The sequence below is a fragment of the Kitasatospora sp. NPDC058965 genome, assembly GCF_042741245.1.
In the GTDB taxonomy this organism is placed as follows: Bacteria; Actinomycetota; Actinomycetes; order Streptomycetales; family Streptomycetaceae; genus Kitasatospora.
This window is the reverse complement of the sequence record NZ_JBHYKG010000186.1, coordinates 1-16,549: the sequence shown is the minus strand read 5'-3', so window position 1 is coordinate 16,549 and position 16,549 is coordinate 1. Positions and strand designations below refer to the sequence as shown.

At 75.1% G+C, this 16,549-nt stretch carries 19 protein-coding genes; 5 read left to right on the top strand and 14 right to left on the bottom strand.

What is annotated here, in order from left to right:
* From ACFW1A_RS26465 to ACFW1A_RS26405, 13 genes are all read right to left on the bottom strand, one after another.
* Positions 1 to 1,222: LysM peptidoglycan-binding domain-containing protein (locus tag ACFW1A_RS26465; RefSeq protein WP_380412671.1), on the bottom strand; the 1,222-nt coding region annotated here is incomplete at its 3' end.
* Complete coding sequence (locus tag ACFW1A_RS26460) at positions 1,222 to 1,680, bottom strand: TadE/TadG family type IV pilus assembly protein (RefSeq protein ID WP_380412669.1); 459 nt, start codon at positions 1,678 to 1,680, stop codon at positions 1,222 to 1,224. The genes ACFW1A_RS26460 and ACFW1A_RS26465, both read right to left, overlap by 1 nt.
* A 29-nt stretch (positions 1,681 to 1,709) precedes the next feature.
* Positions 1,710 to 2,138: a TadE/TadG family type IV pilus assembly protein gene (locus ACFW1A_RS26455; protein WP_380412667.1), complete on the bottom strand. Its 429-nt coding sequence runs from the start codon at positions 2,136 to 2,138 to the stop codon at positions 1,710 to 1,712.
* Positions 2,135 to 2,533 carry a TadE/TadG family type IV pilus assembly protein gene (locus ACFW1A_RS26450; protein WP_380412665.1) on the bottom strand — a complete coding sequence of 133 codons (399 nt, stop codon included), beginning with the start codon at positions 2,531 to 2,533 and terminating at the stop codon, positions 2,135 to 2,137. The genes ACFW1A_RS26455 and ACFW1A_RS26450 overlap by 4 nt, the downstream gene beginning before the upstream one ends.
* The gene (locus tag ACFW1A_RS26445; protein ID WP_380412663.1) at positions 2,533 to 2,799 is read right to left on the bottom strand and encodes a hypothetical protein; all 267 of its coding nucleotides are present in this window, start codon (positions 2,797 to 2,799) and stop codon (positions 2,533 to 2,535) included. The genes ACFW1A_RS26450 and ACFW1A_RS26445 overlap by 1 nt, the downstream gene beginning before the upstream one ends.
* Positions 2,800 to 2,864: 65 nt before the next feature.
* Positions 2,865 to 3,755, bottom strand: coding sequence for a hypothetical protein (locus tag ACFW1A_RS26440; RefSeq protein WP_380412661.1), 891 nt, complete (start codon positions 3,753 to 3,755; stop codon positions 2,865 to 2,867).
* Entirely contained in the window at positions 3,752 to 4,684 is a 933-nt protein-coding gene (locus tag ACFW1A_RS26435; protein ID WP_380412659.1) for a type II secretion system F family protein, read from the bottom strand. The genes ACFW1A_RS26440 and ACFW1A_RS26435 overlap by 4 nt, the downstream gene beginning before the upstream one ends.
* Before the next feature lie 46 nt (positions 4,685 to 4,730).
* The gene (locus ACFW1A_RS26430) at positions 4,731 to 6,503 is read right to left on the bottom strand and encodes a CpaF family protein (RefSeq protein WP_380412657.1); all 1,773 of its coding nucleotides are present in this window, start codon (positions 6,501 to 6,503) and stop codon (positions 4,731 to 4,733) included.
* Positions 6,493 to 7,773 carry a hypothetical protein gene (locus ACFW1A_RS26425; RefSeq protein ID WP_380412655.1) on the bottom strand — a complete coding sequence of 427 codons (1,281 nt, stop codon included), beginning with the start codon at positions 7,771 to 7,773 and terminating at the stop codon, positions 6,493 to 6,495. The genes ACFW1A_RS26430 and ACFW1A_RS26425 overlap by 11 nt, the downstream gene beginning before the upstream one ends.
* Positions 7,773 to 8,504 (bottom strand): SAF domain-containing protein, encoded by a 732-nt coding sequence (locus ACFW1A_RS26420; RefSeq protein ID WP_380412653.1) that lies wholly within the window; start codon positions 8,502 to 8,504, stop codon positions 7,773 to 7,775. The genes ACFW1A_RS26425 and ACFW1A_RS26420 overlap by 1 nt, the downstream gene beginning before the upstream one ends.
* 67 nt (positions 8,505 to 8,571) lie before the next feature.
* Positions 8,572 to 9,606: a hypothetical protein gene (locus ACFW1A_RS26415; RefSeq protein WP_380412649.1), complete on the bottom strand. Its 1,035-nt coding sequence runs from the start codon at positions 9,604 to 9,606 to the stop codon at positions 8,572 to 8,574.
* Positions 9,600 to 10,220 carry a hypothetical protein gene (locus ACFW1A_RS26410; protein WP_380412644.1) on the bottom strand — a complete coding sequence of 207 codons (621 nt, stop codon included), beginning with the start codon at positions 10,218 to 10,220 and terminating at the stop codon, positions 9,600 to 9,602. The genes ACFW1A_RS26415 and ACFW1A_RS26410 overlap by 7 nt, the downstream gene beginning before the upstream one ends.
* Before the next feature lie 137 nt (positions 10,221 to 10,357).
* A complete protein-coding gene (locus ACFW1A_RS26405; RefSeq protein ID WP_380412642.1) occupies positions 10,358 to 11,206 on the bottom strand; it encodes a hypothetical protein in 849 nt (282 codons plus the stop codon).
* A 145-nt stretch (positions 11,207 to 11,351) separates the two neighbouring features.
* Between ACFW1A_RS26405 and ACFW1A_RS26400 the strand changes: the two genes are divergently transcribed.
* From ACFW1A_RS26400 to ACFW1A_RS26380, 5 genes are all read left to right on the top strand, one after another.
* A complete protein-coding gene (locus ACFW1A_RS26400) occupies positions 11,352 to 11,798 on the top strand; it encodes a pyridoxamine 5'-phosphate oxidase family protein (RefSeq protein WP_380412637.1) in 447 nt (148 codons plus the stop codon).
* 57 nt (positions 11,799 to 11,855) lie between these two features.
* Positions 11,856 to 12,308, top strand: a complete 453-nt coding sequence (locus tag ACFW1A_RS26395) for a MaoC family dehydratase (protein WP_380412635.1) — start codon at positions 11,856 to 11,858, stop codon at positions 12,306 to 12,308.
* A gap of 199 nt (positions 12,309 to 12,507) precedes the next feature.
* A complete protein-coding gene (locus tag ACFW1A_RS26390) occupies positions 12,508 to 13,707 on the top strand; it encodes an MBL fold metallo-hydrolase (RefSeq protein WP_380412633.1) in 1,200 nt (399 codons plus the stop codon).
* A gap of 144 nt (positions 13,708 to 13,851) precedes the next feature.
* Positions 13,852 to 14,739: an acyl-CoA thioesterase gene (locus ACFW1A_RS26385; RefSeq protein WP_380412631.1), complete on the top strand. Its 888-nt coding sequence runs from the start codon at positions 13,852 to 13,854 to the stop codon at positions 14,737 to 14,739.
* Between the two features lie 453 nt (positions 14,740 to 15,192).
* Positions 15,193 to 15,324, top strand: coding sequence for a hypothetical protein (locus tag ACFW1A_RS26380; protein ID WP_380412629.1), 132 nt, complete (start codon positions 15,193 to 15,195; stop codon positions 15,322 to 15,324).
* A 68-nt stretch (positions 15,325 to 15,392) separates the two neighbouring features.
* On the opposite strand, the gene ACFW1A_RS26375 is transcribed toward ACFW1A_RS26380, so the two are convergent.
* The coding region (locus tag ACFW1A_RS26375) for a DUF2398 family protein (protein ID WP_380412627.1) at positions 15,393 to 16,549 on the bottom strand (1,157 nt) is incomplete at its 5' end.

Sequence of the window (16,549 nt, the reverse complement as noted above, 5' to 3'; positions counted from 1 at the left end):
GGGTGATGGTGGCCGGCGGCGCGGGCGAGGGCGCCACCGGACGCGGCAGCGCCGCGCGCGGGTGCGGCGCCGCGTCCGGGGTGACGGTGAAGCTCGGGCCGTCGCCCACCGGCGCCGACTGCGGCGCGGTGGCGGGCGCCGCGGGCGCGGGCGCGCCCGGGATGCTCAGCACCATGCCCGGTGCCAGCAGGTTCGGGTCGGTCAGCCGCTCCCCGTCCGGCGCCTGCACCCCCTTGTTCGCGTCGAACAGCTGCGGCCAGGCCTGCGCGTCCCCCAACTCCCGCTGCGCGATGCCCGAGAGGGTGTCGCCCTGGTGCACGGTCGTGGTCGCGTGCCGGGCGCCGGCGGCCGGCCCGGCCGCCGCCGGGGCGGACTGCGGCGCCGCGGCGGTGCCCGCGCCCGCGCCCGGGTCGGCCTTGGCGTCGGCGGGCATCAGCAGCTGCCAGCCGGGCTGGATCGGCCGGTCCGCGTCGAACGTCTCCCCCGAACCGTCCATCACCCGGCCGGCGTTGAGCTTGGCGATCTCCTGCCACCGGTCGCCCGAGCCCAGTTGCCGCTCGGCGATCGACCAGAGGCTGTCCGCCGGCCGGGCGTCCTTCACCGTGTAGGTCGGCTGCTGGGCCCCGGGGTCCGCCGTCGGCAGCGCCAGGTCGTGCACGGCGGCCGGTGCCGCCGTCAGCGCGGCGAGCTGCGGCGCCGCCACCAGCTGTGCCGGCGCCGCGGCCGCCGTCAGCTGCCCGGGACCGGCGGTGGCCGCGAACGCCCCGCCGGCCACCGGCAGGACCGCGATCACCGCGCCGACCAGGCCGGCCGCCATCCGCTGGCTCCAGCCGAAGGCCGGCAGCCGCCGCACCACCCGCCCGCGCAGCTGCGCCGGCACCTCCAGCAGCACCGCGAAGGCGAAGCAGGCCCAAGCCACCCAGCCGATCGCCACCAGCGCCCAGAGGAAGAGCCGGCCGTCGTCCGGCGTGGTGAGCAGGTCGCGCAGGCTGCGGTGCCCCTCGCCGCCCATCGCGGCCACCACCTGGGTGCCGTGCCAGAGCAGCAGCGGCACCCCGCCGAGCAGCAGGACCAGCAGGGCCAGCGCCAGCACCGCGCCCGGCAGCAGCCGTAGCGGGCTGCGCCGGCGGGCGGGCGGCGCCGAGACGGGCCGGCGGGTCCCGGCGGGCGACTGCCCGTCGCGGGCACGACCCGCGCGGGCCTTGGTTCGTGGCGCGGCCATCAGGGGCCTCCCGGCTTGGTGGGATCGGGGGCCAGCCTGGCGGTGCCGGCTCCCGAGACGGAGAGCGTGTTGACGTGGAACAGGGAGAGCAGCGAGGTGCGGTAGTCCAGGGTGATCGAGACGCTGATCCGATCGGCCTGACCCGGCGGGAGGTCCGGGCAGGAGAACTGGAGGTTCACGTCCTTCAGGCGCGGATCGGTGACCAGGTACTGGCGCGCCGCGGCGCAGCCGGCCACGTGGTCGATCTTGTACCCGGACCCGCTGAGCAGGCTGTCCTGGTCGATCTGCTGCCCCCCGGCCCGCGCGGCCTCCTGGGCCAGCGCGTCGGCCAGCTCCATGGTGCGCAGCTGACCGCCCGCGTCGAGCACGATGCCGACGAAGACCATCAGGAAGCTCGCGCTGATCGCCACGAAGATCGAGATGGTGCCGCGCTCGCGGCCACCCCGATGGAACCCCACTTTCCCCTCCCCAGGGTCGAGTTGACCGCTCAGCCGCGGTACAGGTCGACGACCGAGCGGAATCCACCGATCAGCTTCACCGAGCCGGGTACCCGCAGCGGCGACAGGTCACTCATGGAAACCTCACAATTGACGTTCACCACGACGGTGTTCATCGGCTTTCCGGGCGCCGGGACGTCCAGCGTGCCGGTCGTCACGTCGATCCGCTCGTTGCCGCAGCTGACCCCGGCCGTGCTCAGCCAGGCGTTGACCGCGTCGGTCGCCGTGTCGTGCACGGTCTTCACCTCCGGGTGCCGGTCCAGCGAGCCCGCCCGGGCGCCGGCCCGGGCCGCGGCCTCGATCGAGGCCTGGGTCTGCTGCACCTTCCCGGCGATCATCGTCACCGTGAAGAGCAGCAGGATCACCGGTGTCACCAGCGCCGCCTCGATCGCCAGGCTCCCCCGCTCGCCCGACCTCATGCGACGAACCTCTCGATCGGCGCCCGCACCTGCTGGGTGACCGTCAGGTGCACCCCGGGCGGCAGGAAGACCGGCTGGATGTGCACCGTGACCGTGATGGTCTCCGCGTCGACCCGGACCGGATCCACCGTGGGCGTGCCGAGCATGCCGTCGAAGTGGTCCAGGAACGCGGTCGCGGCGGTGTGCGCGTCCGCGTTCCGGTCGGTGCTGGTGTACGCCCGGCCGGCGTTGGCCCCCTCGCGCGCGGCGGACAGCGCCACGCTCTCGGAGTACCAGAGCATCGCGGTCTGCACCACGAGCAGGACGAAGAGCAGGATCGCCGGGAAGACGATCGCGAAACTGATGCTGAGGACCCCGCGGTCGGTGCCGCGGCCGCCCCCCCGGCGACCGCGCATCAGTTGATGGTGATGGAGGGCACGGCGGTCGGGATGTCGTTCTTGGCCTTCTGCCCGAGGCTCATCACGGCGACGACCACGGCGGAGGCGATCGCCACCACGACGACCACGATCAGGGCCATCTCGATGCTCAGCGCACCGCGGTCGCCCTCGGCGTGGGCCGCCTTCGCCTTCGCCACCCTGGTCCGCAGCAGCGCCGAACCGAGCTGGAGCGGCAGCAGCAGTGGGAGCAGGAACAGCACGGCCAGGTTGCGCAGGTACTTCATGGGACGTTCTCCTCGTGGGATGCGGGGGACACGGGGGACGGCGGTCCGACGGACCGGACGCACGGTCAGAACACATGGAGCATCTGGTACAGCGCGGGGTAGACGATCAGAACGGTCATCAGCAGGGTGAGCGCTGCGCCGGGCGCCACCATCCGTTCGCTGTTGGTGCCAGCCTCGGCCAGGTCCGCGGCCAGCAACTCGTCGCGCAGGGCCTTGGAGCGGGCCCGCAGGGTGTCGTACACGGCGGCGCCGTCGGTGCCGGAGATCCGCATGATGTCCGCCACGTCCTGCAGCGGGTTCAGCCCCAACTCCTCGGCCAGCAGCCCCAGCCCCTCCCAGGGCGGGACCCGGTCGGTGGCCGCCCGCTCCAGCGCGTCCTGGATCCGGCGGAACACCGTGCCGCGCCCGACCGCGGCGGCCCGCCGCATCGACTCGGCCGGCCCGTGGTCGGAGGCCCGTTCCAGCGCGACCAGTTCGAGGTAGGCGGCGATCGCGTGCAGGTACTCGACCCGCGCCTCCTTGGCCTGGCCCTGCACCAGCGCGTCCGGCAACAGCCAGCCGGCCGCCGCCAGCGCCAGTCCGATCGCCGCGGGCAGCGCCACCGGCGGCTGCGCGCCGACCAGGGCGGCCATCGCCGACATGTAGGCCGGCAGCACCAGGCCGATCAGCGCGAACAGCAGCTTGTGCGCCATGAACCGGGCGGGCGTGCGGCCGATCAGCGCCAGCGAGGTGAGCGGCACCTTGGAGCCGGCGAGGGCCAGCGCCCGGTTACCGAGCCGGTCGTACCAGTGCTCGGCCGCGGCCTGCTCGGCCAGCTGGTGCACCTCCGGCTGGCGGTGCAGGCGGTCCAGCGCGCGGCCCAGGTCCGGTGGCGCCGGGCGCAGTTCGGAGATCAGCAGGGCCAGCCCGCCGGCTGCCGCGCAGCCCGCCAGCACCGCCCAGGGCGAGACGATCACCGGACCTCCTCGGCCAGTTCGGACTCCGGGTCGACCGGCACGGTGACCTTGCTGCGCCGGTCGGCCTCCAGCAGCCGGGGCAGCTGCTTGCCGGCCGCCATCGAGCGCATCCAGCCGATCACCCCGACGAAGGCGAGCGCCAGCACCAGCAGCACGCCCTGGCCGACCAGGGTGTGGTACGGCGCGGTGTAGCGGTCGTTGAACGAGCCGACCGTGATCACCAGCATGATGATCACCACCAGCCAGCGGATCGTGGTGCGGTGCTTGGCCCGGTCGGCCTCGATCTGCCGGCGCTGGCGCACCTCGTCGCGCAGCGAGTCGGCCATGTCGGCCAGCGCCCGGGCCAGGCCCGGACCGCTGTCCCCGGCCCGCAGCAGCAGCGCGGCGAGCACCTTGTCGGCGGTGGCGTCGGCCAGCGCGTCGGCGTACAGCCGCAGCGCGTCCTCCACCCGCCAGCGGGCCTGCAGCCGGGCCGCCAGGTCCTCCACCTCGCGCTCCAGCGCGGCCGGCGCGGTGCGCCGGGAGGTGATCAGCGCCTGGTTCAGGCCGGTGCCCAGCAGCAGCACGTCGGACAGCCGCTGGGTCCAGTCGGCCAGCGCCTCCAGCCGGCCGATCTGCCGGGTGTCCGAACGGGTCGCGGCGAACAGCCAGGGCAGGCCGAAGACCAGCATCGGCACCAGCACGACGGTCACCGGGATCCCGCTGAACAGCCAGGCCAGCGGCGCGAGCAGCAGCACCAGCGCGACCTGGATCCGGCGCATCCGCACCGTCCCCGGGTCCGGGGTACCGGGCGCGCCGTACCAGAGCACGTGCAGCCGGCCGGCCAGCGGGCTCGGCGCGTACGGCTGCTCGGGGGTGCCGCGCACGCCGACCACCAGCACCACCAGGCCACCGGCCACCAGCAGCCCGCACAGGGCGAAGAGCAGCATCACCGGCTCCCTGCACCGATTCGACGGGACACCGGACGGGGCGGCCTCACCGGACGCCGCCGATCCGCAGCGCCAGCGGCGCCTGCCAACTGCCGTACGCCGACTGCAGCAGCCCGGCGTCGAAGCCGGCCCGGCGCAGGTCGTCCAGGCAGTTCGGCGGGGTGTGCGGCACCGCGCGCGGCTCGCCCAGGTCCGGGCGCGGGCCGAAGACGGTGTTCAGCGCCGGGCGCCCGTTCTCGCCCAGCCCGGTGACCTCCAGCACGTGCGAGACGAACCGGTGCCGGCGCCCGCCGACCGCGGTCTCGTCCACCATCGACACGTGCACGATGAGGTCCACCGCGTTGGCGGTCAGCCGGTAGGCCAGCGTGTCGGTCATGTGCGCGCCGTACTCCAGGCAGAGCTCGGCGATCCGGTCCACCACCATGTGCGGGCCGCGGGCGTGCAGGGTGCACATCGAACCGCCCTCGCCGTTGGTCATCACGCGCAGCATCGGGACCACCTCGCCCGAGCGGACCTCGCCGACGATGATCCGGGAGAGCGTCATCCGCAGCGCGGCCGGGATGAGTTCGCCGATCGACAGCTCGCCGGCCACCTTGCCGTCGATCCGCTCGCCGTTGCCCTCCCGGGCCTCCATCGGGACCACCTGGCGCAGGTGGCCCAGGGTGTGCAGCCAGAGCTCGAACTCCGACTCCAGGGTGCCGATCCGCTCGTCCGGCGGGATCTCGGCGGCCATCGCGCGCAGCATGCTGGTCTTGCCGACGCCCTGGGTGCCGGTGATCATCACGTTCTTCCGGGCCCGGATCGCCGCGGCCAGGAAGGCGGCCAGGGTGGAGTCCACGGTGCCGAGCGCCACCATGTCGGCCAGCGTGGCCGAGGCCACCCGGTGCCGGCGGATCGCCACGTAGGGACGCGGGGTGACCTCGGTCATCGCCTGCAACCGCATCCCGCCCTCCAGCCGCAGCGCGAGGGTGGGGTTGGCGGTGTTCAGGCTGCGCTCGCCGCCGCCGTGCTGGCGGGCCAGGTCCTGGAGCAGCTCGATCAGCTCGGCGTCCGAGTCGGCCACCGGCGGGACCTTCTTCAGCGGCTGGTGCACCCGGGAGACCCAGACGTCGTCGCAACCGTTGATCAGGATGTTCTCGATCTCCGGGTCGTCCAGGTAGGGCTGCAGCCGGCCGGCCCGGAAGAGCAGGTCGTAGACCGCCTCGGCGAGCGCCCGGTCCTGGTCGCGGGTGGGGGCGGCGCCGTGGGTCTGCGCGTAGGCGTCCGACCAGCGGGCCACCACCTCCTCGATCAGCGCCCGGCCGCGCTGGCGGCGGGTCGCCCGGTCGATCTCCAGGCCCGGCGTCGAGGTGGTCAGCTTGGACAGCTGCTGGTGCAGTTCGGCCGCCACCTGGCGCTTGAGCTCGCGCGCCACCTGCGGGTCGACCACCGGCGGCGCGGGGGTCGGCGGCGTGGGCAGCACGGGCAGCGAGTTCGGCGCGGCGGCCGGACCGCTCGGCACCGGGCTGCGGGTGGGCGCGGGCTGGGCGGCCCAGGTCGGCACCGCGCTCGCCGAGGGCGGCGGCGGTGCGGCGGCCCAGGGCTGGCCGGTGCCGGGCGGCACGGTGAACTGGCCGGCCGGCTGCGGGTGCTGGCCGTTCGGCTGCGGGTACGGACCGGTCTGCGGGGCGTACGGGCCGGCCTGCGCAGCCTGCGGGCCGGGCGCGGCGAACTGCCCCGCCGGGCCGGCCGACGGGCGCACCGGCCCGGGGACCACGTAGTCGTGCTCCGGCTCCTCGGGCAGCTCCGCCGGCCGGTCGCGCATCGGGCTACCGCGCACGGAGCACCTCTCCCTGGGTCTCGTTGTCGCCGGCCGGCGCCCGGAACGGCTCCGGGGCCGCCGGGTGTGGCGCTATCCCGGCCAGCGGCGGCTGCGGCCCGCCGGGGCGCACCTGGACCGGACCGGCCTGCGGCACGAACACCTGGCCCGCCGGCGAGGCGAAGGCCTGCCCGCCCGCGGGCGGGTCGGCGGCGGGTTCGGGCTGCTGGTAGGCCTGGGCGGCGGCCGGCTGCTGGTACGCCTGCGGCTCCGGCGCGCCCTGGTAGGCGGGCCCGGCGTAGCCCTGCGGCTCGTACACCTCGCCGGACGGCGGCGCGTACGCCTGCTGGTGGCCCCAGCCCGCGCCGGCCGCCGGGTACGGCGCCTGCTGCGGCCGGTCCGCGCCCCACGGCCGGTCCAGCGGCGGCTGCGCCTCCTGCAGCCGCGACTCCTGGTAGCCGGCGGCCTGTTGCGGCTCCGGCGCGGGCTGGACCGCCGGGCGCGGCGTCAGCACCTCGCGCCGGCGGGCCACCACCTCCTGGATCCGGTCCGCGGCGGTCCGCGCGGTGCGCATCAACTCCGAGCGCAGGAACCGCCGGTCCGTGCTGTCGCCGCCGTCCGAGAGCACCCGCGCGGTGCGCGGCGCGAACGGCAGCACGCCGAGCACCGGCAGGCCGAGCTGGCGGGTCACGTCGGCGGCCGGGTACGGGCCCTCCGCCACCATCAGGATGCCGAGCCCGTCCGCGCCGGTGCCGGCGCTCTCCAAGTCCTCGCGCAGCGCGGCCAGTCGGGGCCGCGCCGAGCTGAGTCCGCGCAGCGTGCTGCGCACCGTGGCCACCACGGCGTCGGCCCGCCGGGCCAGCACCGCGCCGGTGCCGGTGGCGCCGTTGCGCCCGAGGTCCAGCAGCACGTCGTAGCCGGCCGGTTCGAGCGCGTGCAGCGCCTCCACCAGCGGCTCCCAGGTGTACGCCAGCCCGACGGCCTGCGCCGGGTCGGTCAGTCCGGGCAGCAGCAGACGCTGCCCCTGGCCCTTGGGCGAGACGTCGATCAGCTGGTCCCAGATCGCCTCGGCGAGCATCCCGCGCCGGTCCGCCACGGCCAGGTTGCGCAGCCCGTAGACCGCCTCGACCCGGCCCTCCAGCGCACCGGCCAGCGCCGCCCCGCCGTCCGGGTCGCACTCCACCAGGATCAGCTTCCGCCCGGCGGGCAGCGGCCAGGCCAGCAGCAGCGCGAGCGCCGAGGTGGTGGCGCCCGGCGCGCCGGTGCCGCCGGTCACCGCGATCACGGCCATCAGGAGCTCCCGGCGGAGGCGCTCGGGCTGGGCGCGCCGGACGGCGCGGCCCCGGCCTTCGGCGCCAGGATGATCTGGAACTTGCCGGCCGCCGCCCAGCCGGCCAGCTTGGTGGCGTCCGCCTGCGGCACCGCGACGTCGATCACCTGGCTGTCGCCGCCCTTGCCGAGCTGCGCCACCACGGCGTTCATGGTGGCGCTGGAGGCGACCGCCGACTGGTCGCCGATCTGCACGATCACGATGTGCTGGCCCACCTGCAGCCCGGCGGCCGGGAGTTGACTGCTGTGCACCGGCAGCCCGACCTCCTGCATGCCCGGCTGCACCACCACCGCGCCGGTCACGTCGCTGGCCAGCAGCAGCGCGCCGCGGTGCAGGTCGGTGGTGGCCCGCAGGCCCACCGCCTTGTTCAGGTCGGCGGCGCTCACCGGGGCGAGCGCCGGATCGCCGGAGATCCGGGCCACCACCAGGTCGTTGGCGGTGATGGCCTGCCCGTACGGCACGTCCCGGGCCAGCGCCAGCACGGCGATCCGCTGGCCGGTGCTGTTGTAGAGCACCGCGCCGCCCAGGCCGCCGGCCGCGATCAGCGCGATCGCCATCGCCACCATCCCGGGCCGGCGCCGCCGGGCCCGCAGCGAGCGCGAGGGCGCCACCGGGTGCGCCTCTCCTCGGCCGGCCGCGGCCGGCCCGGACGGCGTGCCGAGGGTCGGCGACGGGAAGGTGCGGTTCTCCATCGGACGTTCGGCCTTTCCTGACGAGCGGGGGAGCTGACGGGTGTTCGGGACTGCTGCCGACGGGTGGTCAGTTGACCACTTGCAGCGAGTTCACCTGGACCTGCACGGGGGCACCGGCCACCCGGAAGGTGAGCGGCGGCCAGGGCGGCGGGTCGGTGGGCGCGGCGCCGGTCATCGACGTGGTGATGTTCCAGACCTCGGTCGCCGTCACCCAGTAGCCGCCGCCCGGCATCGCCGAGCCGGTGGGCTGCGGCCCGCCGGTGGGCGCCGCGCCGTCGGCCGGGGAGAGCTTGCCGAACTGGACCACGCAGGAACCGGCCGGCGGGTTCTTGGCCAGGCCCGGGGCGTAGGCGACACCCGGCGCCTTGCAGCTGACCACCTTCTCCTGGCCGCCGTCGGTGTAGCCCAGGTCCCAGTCCACGTGGTCCAGGGTGGCGGTGGCGTTCGCCTGCAGGCCGGCGATCATCGGGCTGGACTTCGTCTGGGGGCCGACGTTGGTCGCCTCGGCGCCCGCCGGGTTCTCGTACCAGAGCCAGGCGTCGGTGCCCACCAGGGTCTGGCCGGTCTTCGGGTCCACGTGCGCGATCGGACGGGCGAACTGGAGCTTGGCGATGGCCATCTGGGCGAGCACGTCGGGGGTGGGCGGCGCGCCGCCGACGAACGGGACCTTGGCCAGCGCCTTGGTGGCCACGCCGGAGAAGTTCCCGTTCGGGTCGACGCACTGCACCAGGTAGGCGGTACCGCTGCCGGTCTGCCAGACCGGGTCGTTCGCGTCCGGCTGCGGCACCATCGGCATGTAGTAGCAGCCGCCCATGTTGTCCGTGGTGCTCTGGTCGAAGTACCCGCGGTCGGGGTCCCAGCAGGGGTAGTTCACCCCGTTCCAGGTGCACGGGACGGGGGTGCCGCCCCCCGACCCCCCGGTGCTCCCGCCGCCTCCCGGCGACCCGGAGCTGCCCGGTGTGTCGATCTCGATGCAGATCGCCAGCACCACGCACGGATTGATCCCCCCGGCCGGGGCCGCCTGCGCCGGAATCGTGGCCGCGGCCACCATCCCGCCCGCCAGCACCAGTTGTCCCGCCCGGCGCACGAATGTCATCAGCATGTCCGGCCCGCCTCACGGTTGAACTCGAACACTTTCCACATACCGGCATTGATCCGCAGCACGGCCTTGGCCCGATATCGGGTCAGGTGCTGTGCGCCGTCCTTCAGCGATCCGGTGGCCGGATCGGTCTGGTGCCAGCCGGTCACGTCCACGCAGTCCTCGATCACCGCACTCTGCGGCGAGGCATTCAGATTGACCGACGTGACGCTCGGGGATATCGCCGGCTGCCCGGTCATCACCAGTTTGGCGTCGCGCAGTCCGGCGAGGCCGGCCAGCACATTTCCGAGCGCCACTCCGTTGGAGTACACCCGGACCTGGGCCCCGTTGGGGTCCTCCCCCGAGTACGCCTTCACCTGCGCCGTCCACCAGTCCTGATAGGTCCTCAACACCTCGCGACTGACGGCTGCTTCGGCCCCGCCGGTCGGCGCGGCAGCCCCCCCGCCCGAAGCGCCGTCCGACCCATTACCCCCACCCGGCACCGGAGAATCACCCGGCGCCGCGGAAATCCCGGGATTCGCCGAATCACCACCAGTCCCAGCAGCCACGGCACTCGACAGGTGTTGTGCCGAACCGGCCTGTCCGCAGCCGGCGGCCGAAAGGAGCGTGAGCGACATCGCCGCTCCGACCCCGATCGCCCGCAGGCGTGACCCAGCCCCGTACCGGCCCATAGCCCCACCTAGTCGCGATTGCCCGACAGCTGGCCGAAGTTGGCAGAAAACATCTGCCACGAGTGAACGTGCTGGCCCTGACCTTAGTCGGAAGCTGGATCCGATGGAGCACTTTCGCGCCACAAGACTGCCAACAGTTCTTCGGAAACCGACAATCCGGCCAGGGCGCCGCGCACCGCGGCCCGATTGCGCAGCCGCAAACGACCACCCGAAGGAGGGACGAGCAGCCGGGCCCCGGTTCCTGACGCCAAGTCACCCCAGGCGAGTTCGGCCGCCACGGCGGGGTGCGTCTCGGCCGGTCCGACGCTGGCCGGGGCCCCCGGCACCCCGCGCTCCAGCACCCGCCCGAGCGCCCAGCCGAACGAGCCCTCGCCGCCGGGCAGGATCGCCGACCGCCCGCGCCGACCGCCCGTCCACGGCCCGACCCGCCCCCACAGCGGCACCCGCGAGTGCGCCAGCAGCTCGGCCGGCCCCTGGTCCCCGTCCGCCAGCGCCTCCCACACCGGCGGCGCCGCCACCAGGTCCACCAGCAGCAGCGACTCCTCCTGCCCGCCGTGCACCATCGTGGAGACCACCCAGTCCCAGGCCAGCCCGCGCCGGTAGGCGTTGTCCGGGGTGCTGTCCGCGGTCACCAGGGCCAGCCGCCGCCCGCGCGGATCGGTGACCAGTTGCCCGAGCAGCGCCACCACCAGCCAGCGCCCGTCGCGCCGGGCCGCGTCCCGCAGCACCGTGAGCATCGTGTTGGCGTCGGCCCGCGGCGGGACCACGGTCACCCGGCTGGCCCGGTTGCCCGAGTCGAAGGCCACCGGGGGCAGCGCCCGGGCCAGCACCTCGGCTCCCCGCCCCGCCAGCGCCGACCCGCCGAACCCGCGCTCCGGTCCGCCGTCCGCACCGATCAGGACCAGCTCCACCCCGCCCGACGTCTCCACCATGCCCGCACCCCTCCTGAATGGATCCGCCGCCATCGTCGCACTGGATCGCGGCTACTGGACCCGGTTCTTCCGCTCTTCCGGTCGTCCGCGGTTCCGGGACCATGGGCCCTACTGGCCCGGCCGTCCCGGGCGCACCATCGTTCGTATGGACCAGGTGGACCGGATCGAGGAGCTGGGCGAGGCCGAATGCCTGCGGCTGCTCAGCACCGTGCCCATCGGGCGGGTGGTGTACACCGAGCACGCGCTGCTGCGGGTGGTGCCGGTCCCGTTCCGGGTGGAGCGGGACGGGCGCCTGGTGCTGGTGCTGCTGCCGGGCAGCCCGGTGCTGCGGCTGCTGGACGGGATGGTCTGCGCCTTCCAGGTCGACCGGCTGGACGAGGGGTCGAGGTCCGGCTGGTCGGTGGTGGCGCACGGCACCGCCGAGGTGGTGCGCGACCCGGCGGACCTGGCCGAGCTGCTGCGCACCGGCCCGCACTCCTGGATCCCCGAGCGCGCGCCGGTCTTCGTCCGGCTCAGCACCGAGCTGTTCACCGGCCGTCGGCTGCGCCCGCTGGGCGATCCGCCACCCCACGGTCAGGTGACCGGCGAGTAGGGCTACCCTCCGAAGGGCCCGCAGGCATCCCCAGCCCTGCCCCAGAAGGAGTGCAGCATGACGGAGTTCGCCAGCCTCGACGAGTTGGCCGCGGCGGTCGGCACCGAACTCGGCACCAGCCAGTGGCACACCGTGACCCAGCACCAGGTCGACCTGTTCGCCGAGGCCACCGGCGACCACCAGTGGATCCACGTCGACCCGGAGAAGGCGAAGGCGGGCCCGTTCGGCGGCCCGATCGCGCACGGCTACCTGACCCTGTCGCTGGTGCCGCTGCTGGCCAAGGAGTGCTACAGCGTGGGCGGCGTGCGGATGGCGGTCAACTACGGCTCCGACAAGGTCCGCTTCCCGGCCCCGGTGCCGGTGGGCACCGCGGTGCGCGCCACCGCCGAGCTGCTCTCGGTCGACGAGGTGCCGGGCGGGCGGCAGGCCGTGGTCCGCTTCTCCATCGTCAGCGAGGCCAGTGCCAAGCCGCACTGCGTGGCCGAGACGATCACCCGCTTCTACGCCTGATCCGCGGCTGACCGCGCGTCAGCGGACGGCGACCTGACGCTGCCACCACGAACGGCGGGCGATCTGGTGATCCACCGCGCCCGGCCACGACCTCTTGGGTAGTCTCCCGATCAGGTGTTGATCGTATTCGAGCGGGCCCCCGGTCCCCGGGTGCCCGCTCGGCGTGGTGCCGCTGCCGTCCCCGCTCCTAGGAGGTGCCGTGTCCGGCTCCGTCCCCAGCGCTCCCCCCGTCTCCCGGCTCCGCGAGCTGACGGCCGCCGGCTGGCGGCGGGTCCGGACCGACGCCTTCGGCGCCGAGCCCACCGGGGCCCGGCTGGACCGGATCCGGCGCAGCCCGCAGTTCGTGGACGGCGCCTTCCGCAACCCGGTGCCGACCCGCCGGCTGGTCTACGAGCGCTCCCCGCTGGAGGTCACCCGGGCCCAGCTGACCGGCCCGCGCGGGCGCCGGGTGCCGGCCCGGCCGATCCCGGTGCACCGGCTGCGCTCGGCCGAACTGGCCGCCCCGCCGGACTCCGGACTGCGGGTCAGCTGGCTGGGGCACGCCACCGTGCTGGCCGAACTGGACGGGCGCCGGGTGCTCTTCGACCCGGTGTGGAGCCCGCGCTGCTCGCCGTTCGCCGGGATCGGGCCCAAGCGGCTGCACCCGATGCCGATCCGGCTGGCCGACCTCGGGCCGGTGGACGTGGTGGTGATCTCGCACGACCACTACGACCACCTGGACATGACCTCGATCCGGGCGCTGATCGGCAGCGGCGCCCAGTTCTGCGTCCCGCTCGGCGTCGGCGCCCACCTGGAGCACTGGGGCGTGCCGGCCGGGCGGATCACCGAGCTGGACTGGTGGGAGTCGACCGAGCTGGCCGGCCTGACCCTGACCGCCACCCCGGCCCGGCACTACTGCAGCCGCGGCCCGCGCACCAGCACCCACTTCCTCTGGGCCTCCTGGGCGGTGGCCGGGTCCGGCCACCGGATCTTCCACAGCGGGGACACCGGCTACTTCCCCGGCTTCGAGCGGGTCGGTGCCGAGCTCGGGCCGTTCGACCTGACCATGGTCCAGGTGGGTGCCTACTCGCCGTTCTGGCCCGAGGTGCACATGACCCCCGAGGAGGGGGTGCGGGCCCACCTGGACCTGCACGGCGAGCTGCTGCTGCCGATCCACTGGGCCAGCTACAACCTGGCCCCGCACCCGTGGGAGGAGCCGGTCGAGCGGACCCTGGCGGCGGCCCGGGAGCGGGGCGCACGGGTGGTGGTGCCGCGGGTCGGCGCGCCGTTCGAGCCGGCCGCCGCGCCGGCCCCGGACTTCTGGTGGCGCGACGTCGCGGCGCTGCCGCTGGACCCGTCCCGGCCCGCGCCGGTGGACCCGGTGGTGGCGGTGGACCGGGAGGACGGCGTGCCGGCCTGACCGGTGGTCAGGGGGCGGACCCCGCCGGGTTCGCCCCGCTTCGACCCGGTCCGGCCCCGGAGGCCGGGTCGACTCCAGCGGGACTCGAACCCGCCGGTAACCCCGCTCACCGTGGTTCGCGACACGCTCTGCCACTATGGCCGGATGACCGACGCCCCCGCTGCCGGCTTCCTCGACCTGCTGCACATCGAGGAGCTCGACGAGAACCTGTTCCGCGGCCAGTGCCACGCCGGCGCCCCGCTGCGCGCCTTCGGCGGCCAGGTGGCCGCCCAGGCGCTGATCGCCGGTGGGCGCACCCTGGAGCCCGGGCGCCACGTGCACTCGCTGCACAGCTACTTCGTGCGCCCGGGCGACCCGACCCGGCCGATCCTGTACCACGTGGAGGTGATCCGCGACGGCCGCTCCTACGCCACCCGGCGGGTGGTGGCGGTGCAGCGCGGCGAGGCGATCTTCACCCTCTCGGCCTCCTTCAAGCGCGCCGAGGACTCCGGCGACCGCCAGCGCACCATGCCGGAGGTGCCCGGGCCCGAGGAGCTGCCGGACCCCTTCCCCGCCTGGGCCGAGGCCGACCCCGAGGACTTCCGCAAGGCGGCCGCGTTCCGCTCGCTGGACATTCGCTTCATCCCGCCGGACGCGCCCGGGCTGCCGCCGCAGTGCCCCGGGGTGCCGCAGCAGTTCGTCTGGCTGCGCACCGGGACGCCGCTGCCCGACGACGACCCGCTGCTCCAGGTCTGCGCGCTGACCTACCTGTCGGACCTGACGCTGGCCTCCACCACCGCGCTCCACCTGCAGCCGCACCGGTTCCAGCGCAACGAGCCGCCCAGGATCCAGCTCGCCTCGCTGGACCACGCGATGTGGTTCCACCGCCCGTTCCGCGCCGACGAGTGGCTGCTGTTCGCCCAGCGCAGCCCCTCGGTCTCGGACGGGCGGGGCCTGGCCCTGGGCGAGTTCTACGACCAGCAGGGCACCCTGGTCGCCTCGGCCGTCCAGGAGACCCTGCTGCGCGAGCGGCGCACCGCACCGCCGAGCTGACACCCCCTCACCCGATGGGGTGAGCGATCGTCACCCTGCGCTCACCCGGCGCGACGCCGGGTGAGTTCGTGTGCCATGCTGGCGGGCGCTGCGCCGCGTCGGACCCGGAAGCCGCACGCCCCGTGTCCGTCCGGACGGTCGCGCCCGGCCGCGGCCGCCCCCGCCGGGCCGGCACCCGCGCGCAGCCGTCGTGCGGGGCGTGCCGAGCCCCGGCTCCAGGGGGCCGCCAGGGCCGCGCTAGGGGGTCTCAGCTGGGACGCAAGGGGCCCGGCCGACGCTGTACGGGCGTCGACCCGACGCAAGATCCAAACCGCCGTGTCCCCCGTGGACGACGTTCACCCCGGTGTCGTCATCGTTTAACAACCGACTGGAATCCTCACCATCATGGACGAATCTCGCTACCCGACCCGCCTGCCGGGTCCCGACCCCCGCACGGACGGTCCACGGTTCCCGATGCCCCAGCGACACCGCCGGGTGCTCGCCTGCGCCGCCGTGGCCGCCTCCGTCGCGCTCGGCGCCTTCGGCGTGGCCGCCACCGTGGAGACGGTGCAGCAGCAGACCGTCGTGGTCAACGCCTCGCACTGACCCCCGGACCACCGGGCCCCGCACCACCACCGGTCGACCGGTGCGGTGCACTCGCGGCCGACGGCCCCTCAGCGCCGCGAGTGCCGCCCGGTCCCGGGGGACGGGGCCAGGTCCAGCTCCGCGGCGTACCGCGCGGCCGGCGCCAGCAGCGTCCACCCCGTGCGATCGGTGGCCCCCGACGGGCACGGGCCCGGCACGATCAGCCGCATCCGGTGCAGCAGGTCGAGCACCTCGCGGCGGAACGCGGCCCGGTCGGCCAACTGGGCCCGGTCCGCCCCGTGCTCGTCGGCGATGTCGCCGAGCAGCCCGTCTATCAGGGCCTCCGCGATCGGCACCGCCACCGGCGCCGGCTCGCCCGGCAGCGGGCGCAGCTGGTCCACCAGCAGTTCCACCAGCAGCAGCGCGGTGTGCGCCAGCGGGTCGGGGCCGGGCAGCCGCAGGTCGGTCAGCTCGTCCGCCGGGTCGAGCAGCGCGAACCCCTCCCGGCGCATCTCGGTGGCCAGGCCCAGGAACTCGGCGAACCCGGCTGCCTCGCGCTGCCGGGACTCCAGCAGCCACTCCCGCTCCAGCGCGGTCAGCTCGCCGGTCAGCAGCAGCGGCGACTCGGCCAACCGCCGCCGCACGGCCACCGGGATGGTGGTGCGCGGCGCGGGCGGGTCCTGCGGCCCGACCGGCCGGCAGGCCGCGGCCAGTGCGGCCGCCAGCTCCCGGTCGACGCCGCACCACTCCCCCTCGGCCGGCCCGAGCACCTGCCACGCGGTCAACCTGTCCACCGCGGCCTGCCAGTCGGCGGGGGCCGCGCCGCCGAGCGGCGGCCGCTGCGCCGCCCACCGGGCCGGACCCACCAGCGCCTCGGCCAGCGCACCGGCCAGCGCCGCGTAGCCGCCCGGGGTGAACCCGGCCAGCCCGCGCCCGTCGCCCGGGCCCAGCGGCGACTTCACCAGCCGGGCGAACCCGGCGCCGACCAGCAGCGGGTAGCCCAGCAGCTCCGCGAACCGCTCGGTCAGCCAGTGCGCGTGACACCGGATCAGCCCGAACGCCTGGGCGTGCGGACCGCCCGCGGTGACCAGCGGCTCGGCCAGCAGCATCCGGGCCGCCGCCCGCCGCTCTGCGGCCACCCGCGCCTCGTCGGACGGGACCGGACCGGCCTCGCCCTTGCGGTGCCGCCCGCCGCCGCGCCGGGCGGCGGGCACCGCCGCGGCGCCCGGCTCGCGCCGCCCGCGCC